At 38.0% G+C, this 14,653-nt stretch carries 15 protein-coding genes; 6 read left to right on the top strand and 9 right to left on the bottom strand.

Going from position 1 to position 14,653, the window contains the following annotated elements:
• Window positions 1-5 precede the first annotated feature (5 nt).
• Window positions 6-341 (top strand): metal-sulfur cluster assembly factor, encoded by a 336-nt coding sequence (locus tag ACYSNO_RS01480; RefSeq protein ID WP_461729291.1) that lies wholly within the window; start codon window positions 6-8, stop codon window positions 339-341.
• A gap of 273 nt (window positions 342-614) precedes the next feature.
• Here ACYSNO_RS01480 and ACYSNO_RS01485 read toward each other — a convergent pair whose 3' ends face one another.
• Window positions 615-1,532, bottom strand: a complete 918-nt coding sequence (locus ACYSNO_RS01485; RefSeq protein WP_461729292.1) for a YitT family protein — start codon at window positions 1,530-1,532, stop codon at window positions 615-617.
• Between the two features lie 257 nt (window positions 1,533-1,789).
• Between ACYSNO_RS01485 and ACYSNO_RS01490 the strand changes: the two genes are divergently transcribed.
• Window positions 1,790-2,281, top strand: coding sequence for a YajQ family cyclic di-GMP-binding protein (locus tag ACYSNO_RS01490; RefSeq protein ID WP_461729293.1), 492 nt, complete (start codon window positions 1,790-1,792; stop codon window positions 2,279-2,281).
• A gap of 88 nt (window positions 2,282-2,369) precedes the next feature.
• Here the strand turns inward: ACYSNO_RS01490 and ACYSNO_RS01495 are convergent, their stop codons facing one another.
• Together ACYSNO_RS01495 and ACYSNO_RS01500 are read right to left on the bottom strand one after the other, a co-directional pair.
• Window positions 2,370-4,730, bottom strand: coding sequence for an ATP-dependent DNA helicase (locus tag ACYSNO_RS01495; RefSeq protein WP_461729294.1), 2,361 nt, complete (start codon window positions 4,728-4,730; stop codon window positions 2,370-2,372).
• A 69-nt stretch (window positions 4,731-4,799) separates the two neighbouring features.
• Window positions 4,800-5,186 carry a phage holin family protein gene (locus ACYSNO_RS01500; RefSeq protein ID WP_461729295.1) on the bottom strand — a complete coding sequence of 129 codons (387 nt, stop codon included), beginning with the start codon at window positions 5,184-5,186 and terminating at the stop codon, window positions 4,800-4,802.
• A gap of 157 nt (window positions 5,187-5,343) precedes the next feature.
• Between ACYSNO_RS01500 and ACYSNO_RS01505 the strand changes: the two genes are divergently transcribed.
• The 3 genes from ACYSNO_RS01505 (at window position 5,344) to ACYSNO_RS01515 (ending at window position 7,657) form a co-directional block, all read left to right on the top strand.
• The gene (locus ACYSNO_RS01505) at window positions 5,344-5,967 is read left to right on the top strand and encodes an MBL fold metallo-hydrolase (RefSeq protein WP_461729296.1); all 624 of its coding nucleotides are present in this window, start codon (window positions 5,344-5,346) and stop codon (window positions 5,965-5,967) included.
• 18 nt (window positions 5,968-5,985) lie between these two features.
• Window positions 5,986-6,678 carry a histidine phosphatase family protein gene (locus ACYSNO_RS01510; RefSeq protein WP_461729297.1) on the top strand — a complete coding sequence of 231 codons (693 nt, stop codon included), beginning with the start codon at window positions 5,986-5,988 and terminating at the stop codon, window positions 6,676-6,678.
• A 145-nt stretch (window positions 6,679-6,823) separates the two neighbouring features.
• Window positions 6,824-7,657: an undecaprenyl-diphosphate phosphatase gene (locus ACYSNO_RS01515; protein WP_461729298.1), complete on the top strand. Its 834-nt coding sequence runs from the start codon at window positions 6,824-6,826 to the stop codon at window positions 7,655-7,657.
• A 64-nt stretch (window positions 7,658-7,721) separates the two neighbouring features.
• On the opposite strand, the gene ACYSNO_RS01520 is transcribed toward ACYSNO_RS01515, so the two are convergent.
• Together ACYSNO_RS01520 and ACYSNO_RS01525 are read right to left on the bottom strand one after the other, a co-directional pair.
• Window positions 7,722-8,345, bottom strand: a complete 624-nt coding sequence (locus tag ACYSNO_RS01520) for a DUF47 domain-containing protein (RefSeq protein ID WP_461729299.1) — start codon at window positions 8,343-8,345, stop codon at window positions 7,722-7,724.
• Window positions 8,346-8,358: 13 nt separating this feature from the next.
• Window positions 8,359-9,339, bottom strand: coding sequence for an inorganic phosphate transporter (locus ACYSNO_RS01525; RefSeq protein ID WP_461729700.1), 981 nt, complete (start codon window positions 9,337-9,339; stop codon window positions 8,359-8,361).
• A 329-nt stretch (window positions 9,340-9,668) separates the two neighbouring features.
• Here ACYSNO_RS01525 and rpsT point away from each other — a divergent pair, with 329 nt between their 5' ends.
• Window positions 9,669-9,923 (top strand): 30S ribosomal protein S20, encoded by a 255-nt coding sequence (rpsT, locus tag ACYSNO_RS01530; protein ID WP_461729300.1) that lies wholly within the window; start codon window positions 9,669-9,671, stop codon window positions 9,921-9,923.
• Window positions 9,924-9,967: 44 nt separating this feature from the next.
• Here rpsT and holA read toward each other — a convergent pair whose 3' ends face one another.
• The 4 genes from holA to ACYSNO_RS01550 all read right to left on the bottom strand — a co-directional run bounded on the left by holA (window position 9,968) and on the right by ACYSNO_RS01550 (window position 14,635).
• Window positions 9,968-10,996 carry a DNA polymerase III subunit delta gene (holA, locus tag ACYSNO_RS01535; RefSeq protein ID WP_461729301.1) on the bottom strand — a complete coding sequence of 343 codons (1,029 nt, stop codon included), beginning with the start codon at window positions 10,994-10,996 and terminating at the stop codon, window positions 9,968-9,970.
• 125 nt (window positions 10,997-11,121) lie between these two features.
• Window positions 11,122-13,125: a DNA internalization-related competence protein ComEC/Rec2 gene (locus ACYSNO_RS01540; protein ID WP_461729302.1), complete on the bottom strand. Its 2,004-nt coding sequence runs from the start codon at window positions 13,123-13,125 to the stop codon at window positions 11,122-11,124.
• 220 nt (window positions 13,126-13,345) lie between these two features.
• Window positions 13,346-13,861, bottom strand: a complete 516-nt coding sequence (locus ACYSNO_RS01545; protein ID WP_461729303.1) for a ComE operon protein 2 — start codon at window positions 13,859-13,861, stop codon at window positions 13,346-13,348.
• A 144-nt stretch (window positions 13,862-14,005) separates the two neighbouring features.
• Window positions 14,006-14,635 (bottom strand): helix-hairpin-helix domain-containing protein, encoded by a 630-nt coding sequence (locus ACYSNO_RS01550; protein WP_461729304.1) that lies wholly within the window; start codon window positions 14,633-14,635, stop codon window positions 14,006-14,008.
• Window positions 14,636-14,653: the final 18 nt, after the last annotated feature.

Here is a 14,653-nt window from a genome sequence, read left to right on the forward strand (position 1 = left end):
TTCCTGTGAGTGAAGTATACACTGAGCAAGAAGTTCAAGAAATTAAAGATCGCATTACAACTGCTTTAGAAACAGTTATCGATCCAGAATTAGGGATTGATATTGTAAACTTAGGTTTAATATATGAAGTCGAATTTTCGGGAGATACTGGGCATACTCTGGTAAAAATGACCTTAACGACGATGGGCTGTCCCCTAGCAGACGTGATTACAGACAACATTCACGACGCCCTGTCAGATGTAGAAGAAGTCAAGGATGTTGAAGTCAAACTCGTTTGGTATCCTGCGTGGACAACGGATCGCATGAGCCGCTACGCCCGAATCGCATTAGGTATTCGATAGGCACACCTTTCTCATTTATGATAAAAGATAAGAGCAAAACAAGCGTACTCGCATTTACATGCCGCTTGTTTTGCTCTTATTTTCGTTTCTTCGCTGCTTTAAGGCCACTTTCTTTATTGCTAGAAAACAACAAATTACTTTCAAAAATGTTTCTTCAAGTACGCGTTTACGACGAACTCAAAAAAACGATAAAAGCGCTGTTTGTTCTCACAAACAGCGCTTTTATCGTGGTCTCTTTTTTCTTACTCGATCTGCAATCGAAAGATAAGGTTCCTAACGGTTCCTACGAACTTTATTCGTCGTTAGACTCCCAGTGGCTTTAAACGTTCTTTGTTCATCATCTGTCGCAAAATGTCCTGTGATGGAGTGTGTAGGCAAAACATTAATAAATACTTTTTCATCCATTTCCATGGCCGCCTGTTCTAAATCATACAACTCATAGCGAGTCACAACAATCATTATCGTGCTGCTCGGCAAACCTGAATACCCCCCAACCGAAGGTAATAAGGTCATTCCTCTATAGAGTCGTTCAGAAATATTTTTCCCAACTTCATCTGGTTTCGTTGTAATAATTAAGGCGGTCACTTTTTGATGATTTGTATGAATCAAATCAATCACTCGACTCATTGCATACAAGGAAATCACTGTAAACAAGGCACTTTCAACCGAAAATATACTTGCAGCCATTAAAACAATGATGCCGTTTAAAGCCATCATGTAATTCCCAACTGTTTTTCCAGTCATTTTGGAAAAAATTAAAGATAAGACATCCATTCCTCCAGTGGTAAAACCCATCTTTAAGGATAAGCCTACACCGCCACCAATCAAGACGCCTCCCACAATGGCATTTAACAAGATATTATCTGTAAATTGCCCTTCAGGAAAAGACATAATCATAATAGATACAACCAATACGTTAATAAAACTAAAAATCATAGCATCTTTGCCTAATTTAATAAAACCTAGAATGAAAACTGGGATATTAAATAGGAAAATCAAAGCCCCCATGCTCAGGGAAAGATGAAACTGTCTTTGAACAACTTCTACGGTGATTTGGGAAATTCCGTTGACTCCTGCAGATAATATATTTCCCGGCGTTAGGAAATAATTCATTCCAATCGCATTTAAAAGACCTGTGATTCCGATTGTCCCTATTTTCTTTAAAAATTCAATGTGTTGCCGCTTTTCCATCCTTCTACCATGCTTCCTCTCATAAAATCATCCGAATCAAGAATAGCAGTTTCTTCGAATAAAAGAAAGAGAAAATCATTGAATCTCTAGGTTTATTTCTAAGCTAATGGTTTCTCTAACTTTTGATAAAGATTTTTTCTTAAATCGGAATTACTCAGTTAAGGCTTACATATTTTTAACAAATTGATATAATTAAAGAAATAAGAAGTGTGATAAAAAAACTTTTTAAAAACACTAGAAACAAAGGAGAGATATTTATGGCGAAAGATCCAAGTTTTGACATCGTATCTGAAATGAATATGGAAGAAGTCAAAAATGCGGTGCAAATGACGGTGAAAGAATTAAGTAATCGTTTTGATTTTAAGGATTCGACAGTTGATATAAAAGTCGATAACCAGCAGCTTATTGTCTTAGGAGATGATGATTTTAAATTAGAGCAAATCAAAGACGTCCTATTTAGCAAACTAGGAAAACGTGGCGTGCCAATCAAAAATATTCAATTTGGAGAAACACAGCATGCGCTAGGTGCCAAGGCACGTCAATCCGCTGAGTTAGTTAGTGGCATCAACCGTGAAAACAGCAAGAAAATTACAACAGCAATTAAAAACTCAAAACTAAAAGTCAAAGCGCAAATTCAAGAAGATCAAATTCGTGTGACGGGTAAAAGTCGAGATGACTTGCAGGCGGTTATCCAACTATTACGCAAATTAGACCTCCCAATTGAATTACAATTTACGAATTACCGGTAAAAAAGGTTCCCGAAAAATCACTGATTTTTCGGGAACCTTTTTTGAAGTGTTTTTACAGTTCAGTGTGAAGAAAAAGAAAAGAGAAAGATTACTTCTTTGTTTTGCTTCTTTGATGCCAAAAATCAGAAATTTGAGTTTGGACTTGCTCCTTGTGCAGACATATTTTTGCATGTTGCCAATGCGCTGGAAACAGTTGACGATAACGAGAATGAGTAAATCTCGAATCAATTAATAAAACAATCCCTTGATCATCCATATCCCGAATGACGCGCCCGGCAGCTTGCAAGACTTTATTCATGCCAGGAAGTTGATACGCATACTCAAATCCCTGATTATTTTTTTTAGAAAAATATGCTTTAATCAATTCTTGCTCATGATTGATTTGAGGCAAGCCAACACCAACTATCGCGGTTCCGATGAGGCGGTCCCCTTTTAAGTCAATGCCTTCAGAAAAAATGCCACCCAATACACAAAAACCGACTAAAGTCTTTTCAGGGTGTTCAACAAATTGAGCTAAAAAACGTTCTCTTTCAGATTCATCCATTTTTGTTTCTTGGACAAGCGTTTCGATCAAAGGATATTTTTCTTTGAAAGCCGACAATACTTGATCTAGATAGTGATAAGACGAAAAGAAGACGAAGTAATTTCCTGTTTTTCCACTAACCATCATAAACAATGTTTCGACCAATTCCATCAAGCTTTCTTGCCGTTTTCGAAAAGTTGTTTGAATATAATTGACCACAAAAACTCCTTGATTTTCTATTGGGAAAGGACTCTGAACACGATACGTCAAAGCTGTATTTCCTCCGCCTAGAGTTTTTTGATAAAACGACATTGGATTCAGACTCGCCGAAAACAATAAACAACTTTCCCCTTTATTTAAAGTGTCTTCTAAAAAACTTGAAGGGTCGATACAAAACAACTTAATCGTAATTTGGTGATACCCAATTTCTATCGTGGTCTCATAAGAGTCATCATAATATTCGCTCATTTTTAAGAAACGGATACATTCAAAATAATGAACTAAGATTTGCTCCTTGTCTTCTCCGTCCTCGTGTTCAACGAAATACATTTGTAAGTGTTCCGTTAATTGAAATAGCAAGTGAGTCAGTTTTTCAGGTGCAAATACTTGGTGTTTATACGTCCAGAGTTCTTTTTCACTCGCGTCTTTTAAAAGATCAAATTCTGAAAGAATGTTAGCTAAAAGACCTTGTATTTTTCTTTTTTGTTTCGGTAATCTTTTTTGTAACTCTACAAAAATCGAATCAGATAGAGCAGCTGAATACATTTCTCTTGATCGCCCGACCAAGTTATGCGCTTCATCAATTAAGAAATAATACGATTCCTCGTCAGCTTCAAAAAAACGTTTCAAGTAAACAATGGGGTCAAATAGATAGTTGTAGTCTGCAATAATTAAATCACAAAACAAACTAACATCCAGTGATAATTCGAAGGGACAAACTTGATGCTTTTTTCCATACTTCTCAATAACCGCTCGTGTGATTTGCGTCTCGTGATGTAAGATATCCCACAAAGCAACATTAATCCGGTCATAATACCCACGAGCATACGGACAATCATCCGGATTGCAGCGACGTTCTTCTAAAAAACAAATTTTGTCTTTAGCCGTCAGCGTGACACTTTTAGCTTGTGCGCCATGATTTGCTAAGGTTTCCATCGCATCCTCTACGACAGAGCGCGTAATGGTTTTTGCGGTTAAATAGAAAATTCGATTGGTCGAATCTTCTCCGAGTGCTTTAAGAGCAGGAAATAAAGTCGAAATCGTTTTCCCCGTACCAGTCGGCGCTTCCGCAAATAGCTTTTGTTTCGTCTTTAACGTTTTATATGCGACAACTGCCAACTCTCTTTGGCCTTTTCGATATTTGGTATAAGGAAATTGCAATTGCAACAAAGAGGTATTTCGAACACGACGCCAATTGTCTTGGAAAATCAACCATCGTTGGTATTCATTGATTAAGTCTTTAAAAAAACTTTCTAGTTCTTCATAGGTAAACGATCGTATTTCTCGCCTTATTTTCTCTTCCGTCGTTTGGAAGTAAGTGAGTTGCACCCTCATTTCTCCTTGCTTCTCTAAAGTTGCATAGAGGTAAGCATAGACCATCCCTTGGGCAAAAAAGAGTTCTTTTTGCCCCTGATCTAATTCTTCAAAAGGCAACGCCGATGTTTTTATCTCATCGATGGTCCAACAATTCTCCGCATGAAATACGCCGTCTGCTCGACCCTCAACGGAGAACATCTCTTCTTCTATTTCGTAGGTCATTTTTAAAAAGACTTCTGGTTGATAACTATCTCCCGCCTCTTTTTGTAATTTTCGATGGATACGTGCGCCCTCTTGAGCGGTATGATTGCTTGTTCGTCGATTGTCAATATTACCTTGGCGCAAAACAAATTCAACCAAGTGTCGAACGGCTATTTTTCCTCGTTTCACTGTCTCACCTTCTTTAAGCCCTCATTATAACTGAAAGATTGGTTTTGAAACAGCGAACAGATCAGTTTTTTAATCGTCTGATTCATATAACGGGAGCTTTTCTTTGATTTTATTTAAAACTCGTTGCAGTTTTTTCGTATCAATTCCAATTTTTTGATAGTTTTCTAAAATTGATTGGATTTCCATTAATAAATATCCGAGGTACAAGACTGAAAGCAAGGCAAGGCCCGCTTGACCAGGAATAATAAACGCTACGGGTAAAAAAAAGACTAGTAAAATCATACTCGCAATTTTTCGGATGATTCCATTAATTCCTTTTTTTGAAGTAATCTCTTGGTTTAATTTAGCGGCATAGGTACCACTAGCAAAGTCAATAACCATGGCAATTGAAAGCAAAGATAAGATATATAGTATCTTTTGTTCCTGAAGTGCAGTTATCCAATGAGTGAATTCCATTTCAACACCTCCTCTCTCTACTCTTATTAACGAGAGTTCTTAAAGAAATGTCACACTTTTTTTCATTTTTTCATGTTTTATCATTTGAATCTCTCTTTGTAAACGACTTCTATCTAGGTTATACTAAAATAAGAAATGTGAATCAGGAGGTTACTTCATGAAGATTAAACAAATACCAACCGGCCCAATCCAAGAAAACTGTTATATTATTTGGAACGAGGCCAAAGAATTACTGATTGTTGACCCAGGTGCAGATGCGTTACTCATTCAACAAAAAATTTCCGAAACAAAGGCGCGACCTTTGGCAATTCTACTTACACATACCCACTATGATCATATTGGTGCTGTCGATGAAATTCGAGCTGCGTATCAAATCCCTGTATATGTCAGTCCTTTAGAAAATTCTTGGCTAGGTAATCCCGTCTTAAATTTATCTAGTCGTCATCCAGAGCTGGGGGGCTTAGTTGTCCAACCCGCCGAATATGAGTTTGAAATGGGTGATTATCAGATTGGCTCCTTCCAGTTTAAAGTCGTGCCAACACCGGGACATTCTCATGGTAGTGTCAGCTTTCTCTTTGGACCATTTGTCGTTAGTGGCGATGCCTTGTTTAAAGGGAGCATCGGTCGAACAGACTTATATACAGGCAATTTGGAACAGCTCTTAACTAGTATTCAAACACAGCTCTTTGTTTTGCCTGATGAAATGATTGTCTATCCAGGACATGGAGCATCCACTACGATTGGTTGGGAAAAACAAACCAATCCATTTTTTAATCAATAAACAAAAGGAGCGAAAATCATGGTAAAAACGGAACTTTATGTTGTCAGACATGGAAAAACAATGTTTAACACGGTGCAACGTGTGCAAGGATGGTGTGACACTCCCCTCACTGCTATTGGAGCCCAAAAAATTCATTCCTTAGGGTTAGGCCTGCAAGAAACAAATTTCATCGCGGCTTATTCAAGCGACAGTGGTCGAGCGATTGAAACAACTCGGATTATTTTAAGCGAACATCCTAATGGTCCACAGATTCCTTATCGAACCGATCGCCGTATTCGTGAATGGTGTTTTGGTTCACTGGAGGGTGGCTACGATTCAGAAATGTGGGGTGTAATTCCGCGAGTACTCGATTTTCCTAGCTATGATGAAATGATTGCGAAAAAGACAAGTTTTGAAGACATTTGTAACGCGATCTATACGGCTGATACGGCTAATTGGGCGGAGACTTATGACGAACTTTCCTCTCGTGTTCGTTCTGGTTTTGAGGATATTGCACACCAAGCAGAAAAAAATGGGGGTGGAAAGGTCCTTGTCGTTTCACACGGATTAACGATTGCCTTACTATTACACCTCATTAATGAAGAAAATAATGTTCGAATTGATATCGACAACGGTTCGATTACCCGACTCGTTTATGAAAATGGTACCTTCACAATTCATGAAGTCGGCGATACAAGCTATATTAAAAAAGGGGAAAACCAACCCATCTAAAAAAAGCGAAGTTTCTATTTATGCGAAAGATTTTCTTCCGTCGTAAAATAGAAACTTCGCTTTTTATATGAAAACACTTGGTATTCCATCTTAGAAACGGTATACTTACCTATGTAATAATTGACAGACAGAGAGGATTTGAAAAATGGCTTTTGCAGATTTTTTTAAAGCAATATTATTAGGAATTATTGAAGGGATTACGGAGTGGCTGCCGATTAGTAGTACAGGGCATCTCATTTTAGCGGATGAATTTATTCAACTAAATGCGACTCCTGAATTCATGACAATGTTTAATGTGGTCATTCAATTAGGTGCAATTCTGGCAGTTGTGGTTTTGTATTTTAATAAATTGAACCCCTTCTCCTTTACCAAGACAAAAGAAGAAAATAAAGAAACTTGGTCTTTGTGGTTCAAAGTAATCGTGGCAATTATTCCTTCAGCGATTATCGGCTTACCACTAGATGATTGGTTGGATGCGACATTCCATGACTTTTTACCGGTTGCAATCATGTTAATTGTCTACGGGATTGGATTTATTATTGTTGAAAACTACAACAAAACACGCTTGCCAAAAGTCACTGATCTCGGACAAATTACCTATAAGTTTGCCCTCATGGTTGGTTTCTTCCAAGTATTAGCGCTAATCCCAGGAACATCACGCTCAGGGGCAACCATCTTAGGAGGTATTTTAATCGGCGGTTCTCGTTTTGTTTCTGCTGAATTTTCTTTCTTTTTAGGAATTCCAACCATGTTTGGCGCGAGTTTATTAAAGATTGTTAAGTTTTTAGCCGATGGGAATCGCTTCGATCTTAGTTCGACAATGATTTTATTAACAGGTACGCTGGTTTCTTTTGTCGTTTCTATCTTAGCAATTAAATTCTTAATGAACTACATTAAAAAACATGATTTTTCTGTCTTTGGCTGGTATCGGATTATTTTAGGTATCATCCTAATTGGCTATTGGTTCATTGCAATGTAACTTGTGGGGAATCTTAAAGCTTAAAAAAGCGCCGGAACTTTTGCTCCGACGCTTTTTGCTTTTTTTAAGTATTTTTAATAATCATACCATCAATAATATCGACCACACGTTCCGTGTCATTAATGGTTTCTTCAAAACGCGCATAGATATCTTTCCACTTAATAATCTCTAAAACATCTTTTTCTTCAGTGAAAAGTTGTTTTTTCAATCGACTGTAGAGGAGATCCCCTTCCGATTCGATTTTATTGACCTCAACAATTAGTTGTTTTAATTTTTTTGAACTTTTAAATTTATGAAATTCAAGCATTGCAGAATGGACACCCTTAGTCGCGCGACTCACATAAAGGGCAAAGGTATCTGTTTCTGGTCGTAAGTGTGTAATCACAAGATTTTCAAATAAATAAGTCATACTATTAATGCCATCAATAATATCATCTAAGCATTCAGAAACAATTAAGATATCTTCCCGATCAATTGGAGTAATAAACGCATCGTATAGCTGATTCGTTAATTCATCAACCAAGGCATCATTTTTCTTTTCTAACTGGTGAATCACTTCCGAATTTTCCATTAATGTTGTAGAATCATAATTTCCAATAATCTTTTCTAAATGTTCTGCCGCAAGATGGGCGTTTTCTGCCAATTGTTCCATCGTTTTAAAATAATCATATTGTTTTTTTCTAGCCATCGTTTCTATCTCCTTAAAAAATCGCTATAAATAATTTTGCCATTGCAAAGGCAATCAAGCCACAACCTGGGAAAGTCATAATCCAAGCAAAAAGCATTTCTTTGACCAGTTGCCAATCGACACTAGACAAACGTTTTGACGCACCCACGCCCATAATGGCGGTCGTCTTTGTATGCGTCGTAGAAACCGGAATGCCGAGAATGGAAGCCAAGAACAAGCAAATAGCCGCGGATAAATCAGCGGAAAAACCTTGGTAAGTTTCCAATTTTACCATGTCCATTCCAACAGACTTAATAATCCTCATCCCACCAACGGAAGTACCCACGCCCATCGTCACAGAAGATAACACCATCACCCAAATTGGAATAACAAACGCATTCCCTGTTTTCTCTGCGAGGTTGTTATAAAATAAGGCTAACATAAAAACACCCATAAATTTCTGACCATCTTGAGCACCATGCAAAAAAGCATTTGCCGCTGCTGCACTTGCTTGCCCATAGTGGAAAAACTTATTCGCTTTTCGTCGAGGGATATCTCGAAATACCCATACAAGCAATTTGGTAATCACAAAACCGCCACCAAAACCTAGAACGGTTGAGACAACTAAGCCCACTAAGACTTTGCGCCACTCATCCATGTTTACGGCACCCAAGCCACCAAGTGCCATTGCCGCTCCAGTCAGTCCAGCAATTAACGCATGTGACTCACTCGTCGGTATCCCAAAATACCAAGCGGCGACTGCCCATAAAACAATTGAAAAAAGAGACGCAGCTAAGGCGACTTGAGCAGCCTGTACACCTTGAGCATCAAAGGAAACAATGTTACTAATCGTCTCTGCAACTTGGGCATTAAATAAAGTCATGACTAACGCACCTAAAAAATTCATCACAACGGCCATCCAAATGGCAACATTCGGTTTCAAGACCCGCGTAGAAATCGCTGTTGCGATGGCATTTGGCGCATCGGTCCAGCCATTCACGAAAATGACTCCCATCACCAGCGTTAGCGTTACAATTAAAGCAATATTCAAATTTTACACCACCATTATTTCTCATTTCATTACTAATTCCTATTTCTACATTATCATAGCATAACCATCCAAGAGATTGAAAGGGATTTCTTAATTCGTTTTCATTCTTTTTTCTCTCATTGAAGGAAAGCCAACCTTTTCAATGTCGGAATACTCTACAAATCAGAAATAATTTGCCGTTAAGTAAAAATTCTTTACAACATCTATTGCAATGCTCGTTTTCATTGGGTATAATAACTAGTGTTGATTTATACGTTTTTCGTATAAGAACTTTTTTATCGGAGGTGAAATAAATGCCAAACATCGAATCTGCAATCAAACGTGTTCGCACAAGCGAAGCTACTAATGCGTTAAATTCATCTCAATTAAGCGCGATGCGTACAACGATTAAGAAATTCGACCAAGCCGTTGAAGCTGGTGCTGACAACGTTGTTGAATTATATCAAGCTGCTGCAAGAGCAATTGATATGGCTGAAACAAAAGGTCTAATTCACAAAAACAAAGCGAACCGTGATAAGTCTCGCTTAAGCAAAAAAATCGCTAAATAATAAAAAAGACAACCTCCTAATTGTTTGAGGGTTGTCTTTTTTTATTATTTTCTTACGTTTTCGCTTGTTTTTAAAATAAACAATTGAAACAGCAATTCTTTATCCATTTGGCCCGTCTTTATTTTAAAATCGTTTTCGATTAACTCATCATATAAATGTGCTAATTGTTTCACTTCAAATTTGCGTGCTTGTTGCATGGCAAGCCGAATCCGATAAGGGTGAATTCGTAGAGTCTCTCCCATAGCACCTTGCTGATAACCGATATTTTGTAAAAAACGAACCTGTAGTAAGAGACGGATTTGACTAAGTAAGATTGCATTAATTTTGATTGTCTCTTCACCTTGAACTTGAAGTTCCTCATACAACTGTAAGGCCTCTTGCGCCCTACCTTCTAATACTCGGTTCGTCAAGTCAAAAACGTTTTGTTCTAGCGATCGTGGCACAAGGGCCGCAACCATTTCTTTTGAAATTTTGCTACCCGGCTCCGCAAACAAACGAATTTTACTAAGCTCGTGCATTGCTTTTGACAACGATGCATCTGTTAAGAAGAAAAACAAGTCAAACGCTTCTCGGCTAAATTCCAGATGATCATTCGCGATTGTCTGTTGTATGTAACGGCGCACCTCTCCTTCTTTCAATGGTTGCACATCAATTAGACTCGCTGCTTTTTTTAATTGTTTGGTAATTTTTTTTCGCTCATCCATTTTTTCATAATTTACCCAAAAAACCAAGATTGTTGTTTCCAATGGGTTTTGTAAATAGGTAAGCAATGGCTCCAAGTCATTGTCAGGTGCATTTCGTGGTTTTTCACTCGTTAAAAAGAAAGGATGTTCAGCAAAGACTAAACGATAATCACCAAAGAAAGGACTGGACTCAACTTCTGCCAGTAGATGGCTAACAGGTGTCTCACTCAAATCAAATTGTGAAAAATTCAAGTCATTTTCTTCAATCGATAATCTTTCAATAAAAGCTTTTCGAACTTGTTCTTGCAAAAATGCTTCTGTTCCTAATACCAAGTATATATTGCTTAATTTCTGATTGTTTATTTGTTGTAGCGCCTTTTGTACATCCATTTGCAGCGTTCCTTTCTAAAGACGAATCCCTTTTATCTTTCTCCATCCTAACACGAAGCGTCTCATTTAACTAGTCATTCTTCCAACCCTTTTATCTATCAAACCACCATTCGTTTTACTGCCAATCATTCCAACTTTTTCATTTGTTTCACTTGAGGATTTTTTTGATACCAACGCCATTCGTAACGAATCATTCCGTCTCGATCTGTCCGATACACTTGGCTCTTAAAAGCTTCGAGGGTTTCCAATACTTCTGGATGTGGGTGATTAAATTGATTGTTTAAACCACAAGAAATAATCGCATGTTTCGCTTTGATTTGCTTCAAAAAGTCTTGAGTCGTTGAAGTTCGACTCCCATGATGTCCAACCTTTAACACATCGGCTTCTAAGTTAGGAAAATCTCGGATTAATTGCTGTTCACCTTCTGATTCGAGGTCTCCCATTAATAAAAAACGGATTCCTTTTATTTTTGTCAACAAGACAAGTGAATCTTTATTTGCTCCAGTTCCTTTCTTCTTAGGTGCCAGTACTTCAAATGTCGGAGAATCACCGACTCGATCACCCTTTTTTAATTCAACAATTTTCGTTTCCTTAGGTTTTTTCTTTATAAGGTTTACCATATTCTTATGTTGCAAACTACCTTGGCTAATATAAATGGTTTGAATCGTAAAGGAGTCAAATAAAACCTCGAAATCGCCAATGTGATCGAAATCGCCATGCGTTAAAAAAAGGCCATCAATTTTCCGAATCCCTTCTCCTTTTAAAAACGGCAGAAGGGTATAGGTCGCATTTTTAGGTCGCTCTTGTCCTTCTGATGAATAAAAATCAAACCGACCACCAGTATCAATTACATAGACTCGCCGATTTCCAAAGCTCTGAAAAACGAGGCTATCCCCTTGGCCAACATCAACAAAACTGACACTTGTTTGTAAGGGAAAGCGTGGCCACAGGATACACAATAACAAGAGAAAAAAATAGATCCGTCGCCATTTAACTCTTGGATAACAAAGTAAACCAAGAATAAGACTGAGAAAAACAAAAAAAAGGGAAGGTTTTCCTGTGGTAATGAGCAAGTGACGACTGAGAGAAAGTAGGTTCTCAAAAAAAAGCAATCCTTGGGTCAACGAAGTAAAAAGAAAGGTACTTGGAAGTGCGAGCGCCGTCCAGAAACAGAGGAATACAAGAGCTGGTAACAGAAAAAAGGCAAATAATGGTGCAACAAAAGCCGTAAAAAGACCTCCGAGTAAAGGAATTTCATAAAAAAAGAACATTAAAATCGGACTCGATAAAAAACCAATTTCAATACTGTAGATTAAAGGGTGTTTTTTAAATTCACTACTCATCAAAAGTAAGAATGACAAAACGATGGACAAAATACCAGAGATTTGAAGCAAGGACTTGGGTTCAATTAGAAATAAAAAAAACAAAGCTATCGAAAAACGATCCAAAGCAGATAGCTTTACTTGTTTTTCCTGACAAATAAAATTCACAAAATAGATGATTGCTCCGCGCCAAACACTCAAACCCTGTCCAAACGCCACAACCGAGAAGAGCATGATTGCAATAAATGGGCAGACGAACTGTTCAAAGGTTAAGCCAATTCGACGTAAAGCATAAAAACACCAACCGAAAAAAATGCTAACATGCATTCCAGAAATACTGAATAGGTGCAAAATACCACTACTATTATACGCTTCGCGAATTTCTTGAAAATCTTGGTCCCGATAGCCGAGTAACAATGCTTTCGTATAGGTCGCTAACTTTAAAGGGATGTTTTCTTCAATCCAATCAATCATCCAACTACGAATCTGGCGGCCGATTAGCCGCTTCGACCCAGGGGCTTGTAGCAGTACCTCCTCAATAAAAAAGGTGCCTCGTTTGTTTTGTGTCACTTCATACCAATGCCGATTAAATCCATGAAGATTACGAGCTTTTTCCGATTTCTTAAAAAAACCATTCACCTTAAGTTGCAAATTTTTATTCTTACGATTTTGCCATTCTTTCATCGCTGCTTCGGTTTTTAACGGATACTGTATAAAAATATCCCCTTGGGTTGTTTTCCCTTCCATCGTCACAAAGGATTCTTTTACCTGAATTGTATCCGGATAGATTTGTAAAGTAAGTGTCAACGGTATTTCGCTTGGCGGTATTGATAAATTCTTGGGCATTCGAAGCAAAAAACAAAAAACTACAAAAAGACTTAGTATCCCTAAGGTTACTTGCTTTTTGTAGCTTAAAATGAATAGAAAATAACTCATCATAAAAAAAAGAAACATACTCTTTATCAAACAGGCATATAAGCAACAAATACCGATTAGCAATGGAAAGATGAGCTGATTTTTCCAGCTTCTATCCATTGTTGGCCTCCAAAGTATTGCTGAAAGAAAGCTTTTCAAAGTAGGTCGGTTGCAGCGTGACCTGATGTACTTCAACGCCTACATGTTTAATGAGGTTTTGAGCGTATTCATTGTTTCGATAATTATTGAGATAGTGAATTTTTTTTATTCCCGCTTGTAAGATGGCTTTCGTACATGGGAGACAAGGAAAATGCGTGACGTATATTTCTGCACCTTCCGTGGATACTCCTAGTTTTGCACATTGTAGTAGCGCATTCATCTCTGCATGAATCGTTCGAATACAGTGTCCTTCCACGACATAGCAATCATTATCAATGCAATGATCGTCCCCGCTGACCGATCCGTTGTATCCTCCAGCAATAATTCGCTTGTCTTTTACTAAGGTTGCACCTACTTCTAAACGGGTACATGTACTTCTTAAAGATAACAAAACAGCTTGCGCCATGAAGTATTGGTCCCAAGGGATACGTGTTTGTTCGGTCTTTTGTTGCTTATTTTTTTCAACCATTCACTCCCACCTTTCTTGTTATTCATTCTCTTATTCTTAATGTACCATATTCTGCATTTTTTAGGTACTTTTCCTTTTTTATTTTCTACAAAAAACAGTATGCATTTTTCAAGGAACTTTTGTACCGCTTCAAACTTACTTCTTTTAGAATTGGATCATCCCCCGCAACTTCTCTACTGTTTTTTCTCCAAATCCAGAAATTTGAAGCAAGTCATCGACGCTACTAAACGGGCCGTTTTCTTCACGGTAGGTAAGAATTGCTTGTGCTTTTGCAGGACCAACACCAGGCAACTGTTGCAATCCTAGGCTATCTGCAGTATTAAGATTAACCAAGGAATCTTCTACTTTGCTCACAGACGAATTGGCCGCTTGCGCTTCTTCTACTTTAAACTCAAGTTCCTCCTGATTTGGAACATAAATCATCTGCTGGTCGCTGAGTTTTTCTGCCAAGTTTAGTTGGCGGATTTCTGCATCGTCCGTAAAACCACCGGCGAGTAAGATAAGTTCGTTCAATCTTGCCTCTGCTGCTAACGTGTATACCCCTGGTTTTTTGACCGCACCTTTAATATCAATCATTATCTCCTTCTGTTCGCTATTGGATGAAGAGGCAACGTCCGAACTCACTTCGGATTCTGACGTTGCCATGGTTGTTTCCCAAAGAACCTCCTCTGTGTTTTGGTGCGCGAATAAGAAATAACTTCCTAGTAAGACGAAAAGCCCAGTTAGAACAATCGCTCCAATCAGCCATTTCCTATTTTTCAATTGACCGTCCATACTCACCAACCTCCTTTC

The organism is Enterococcus sp. LJL98, assembly GCF_054871745.1.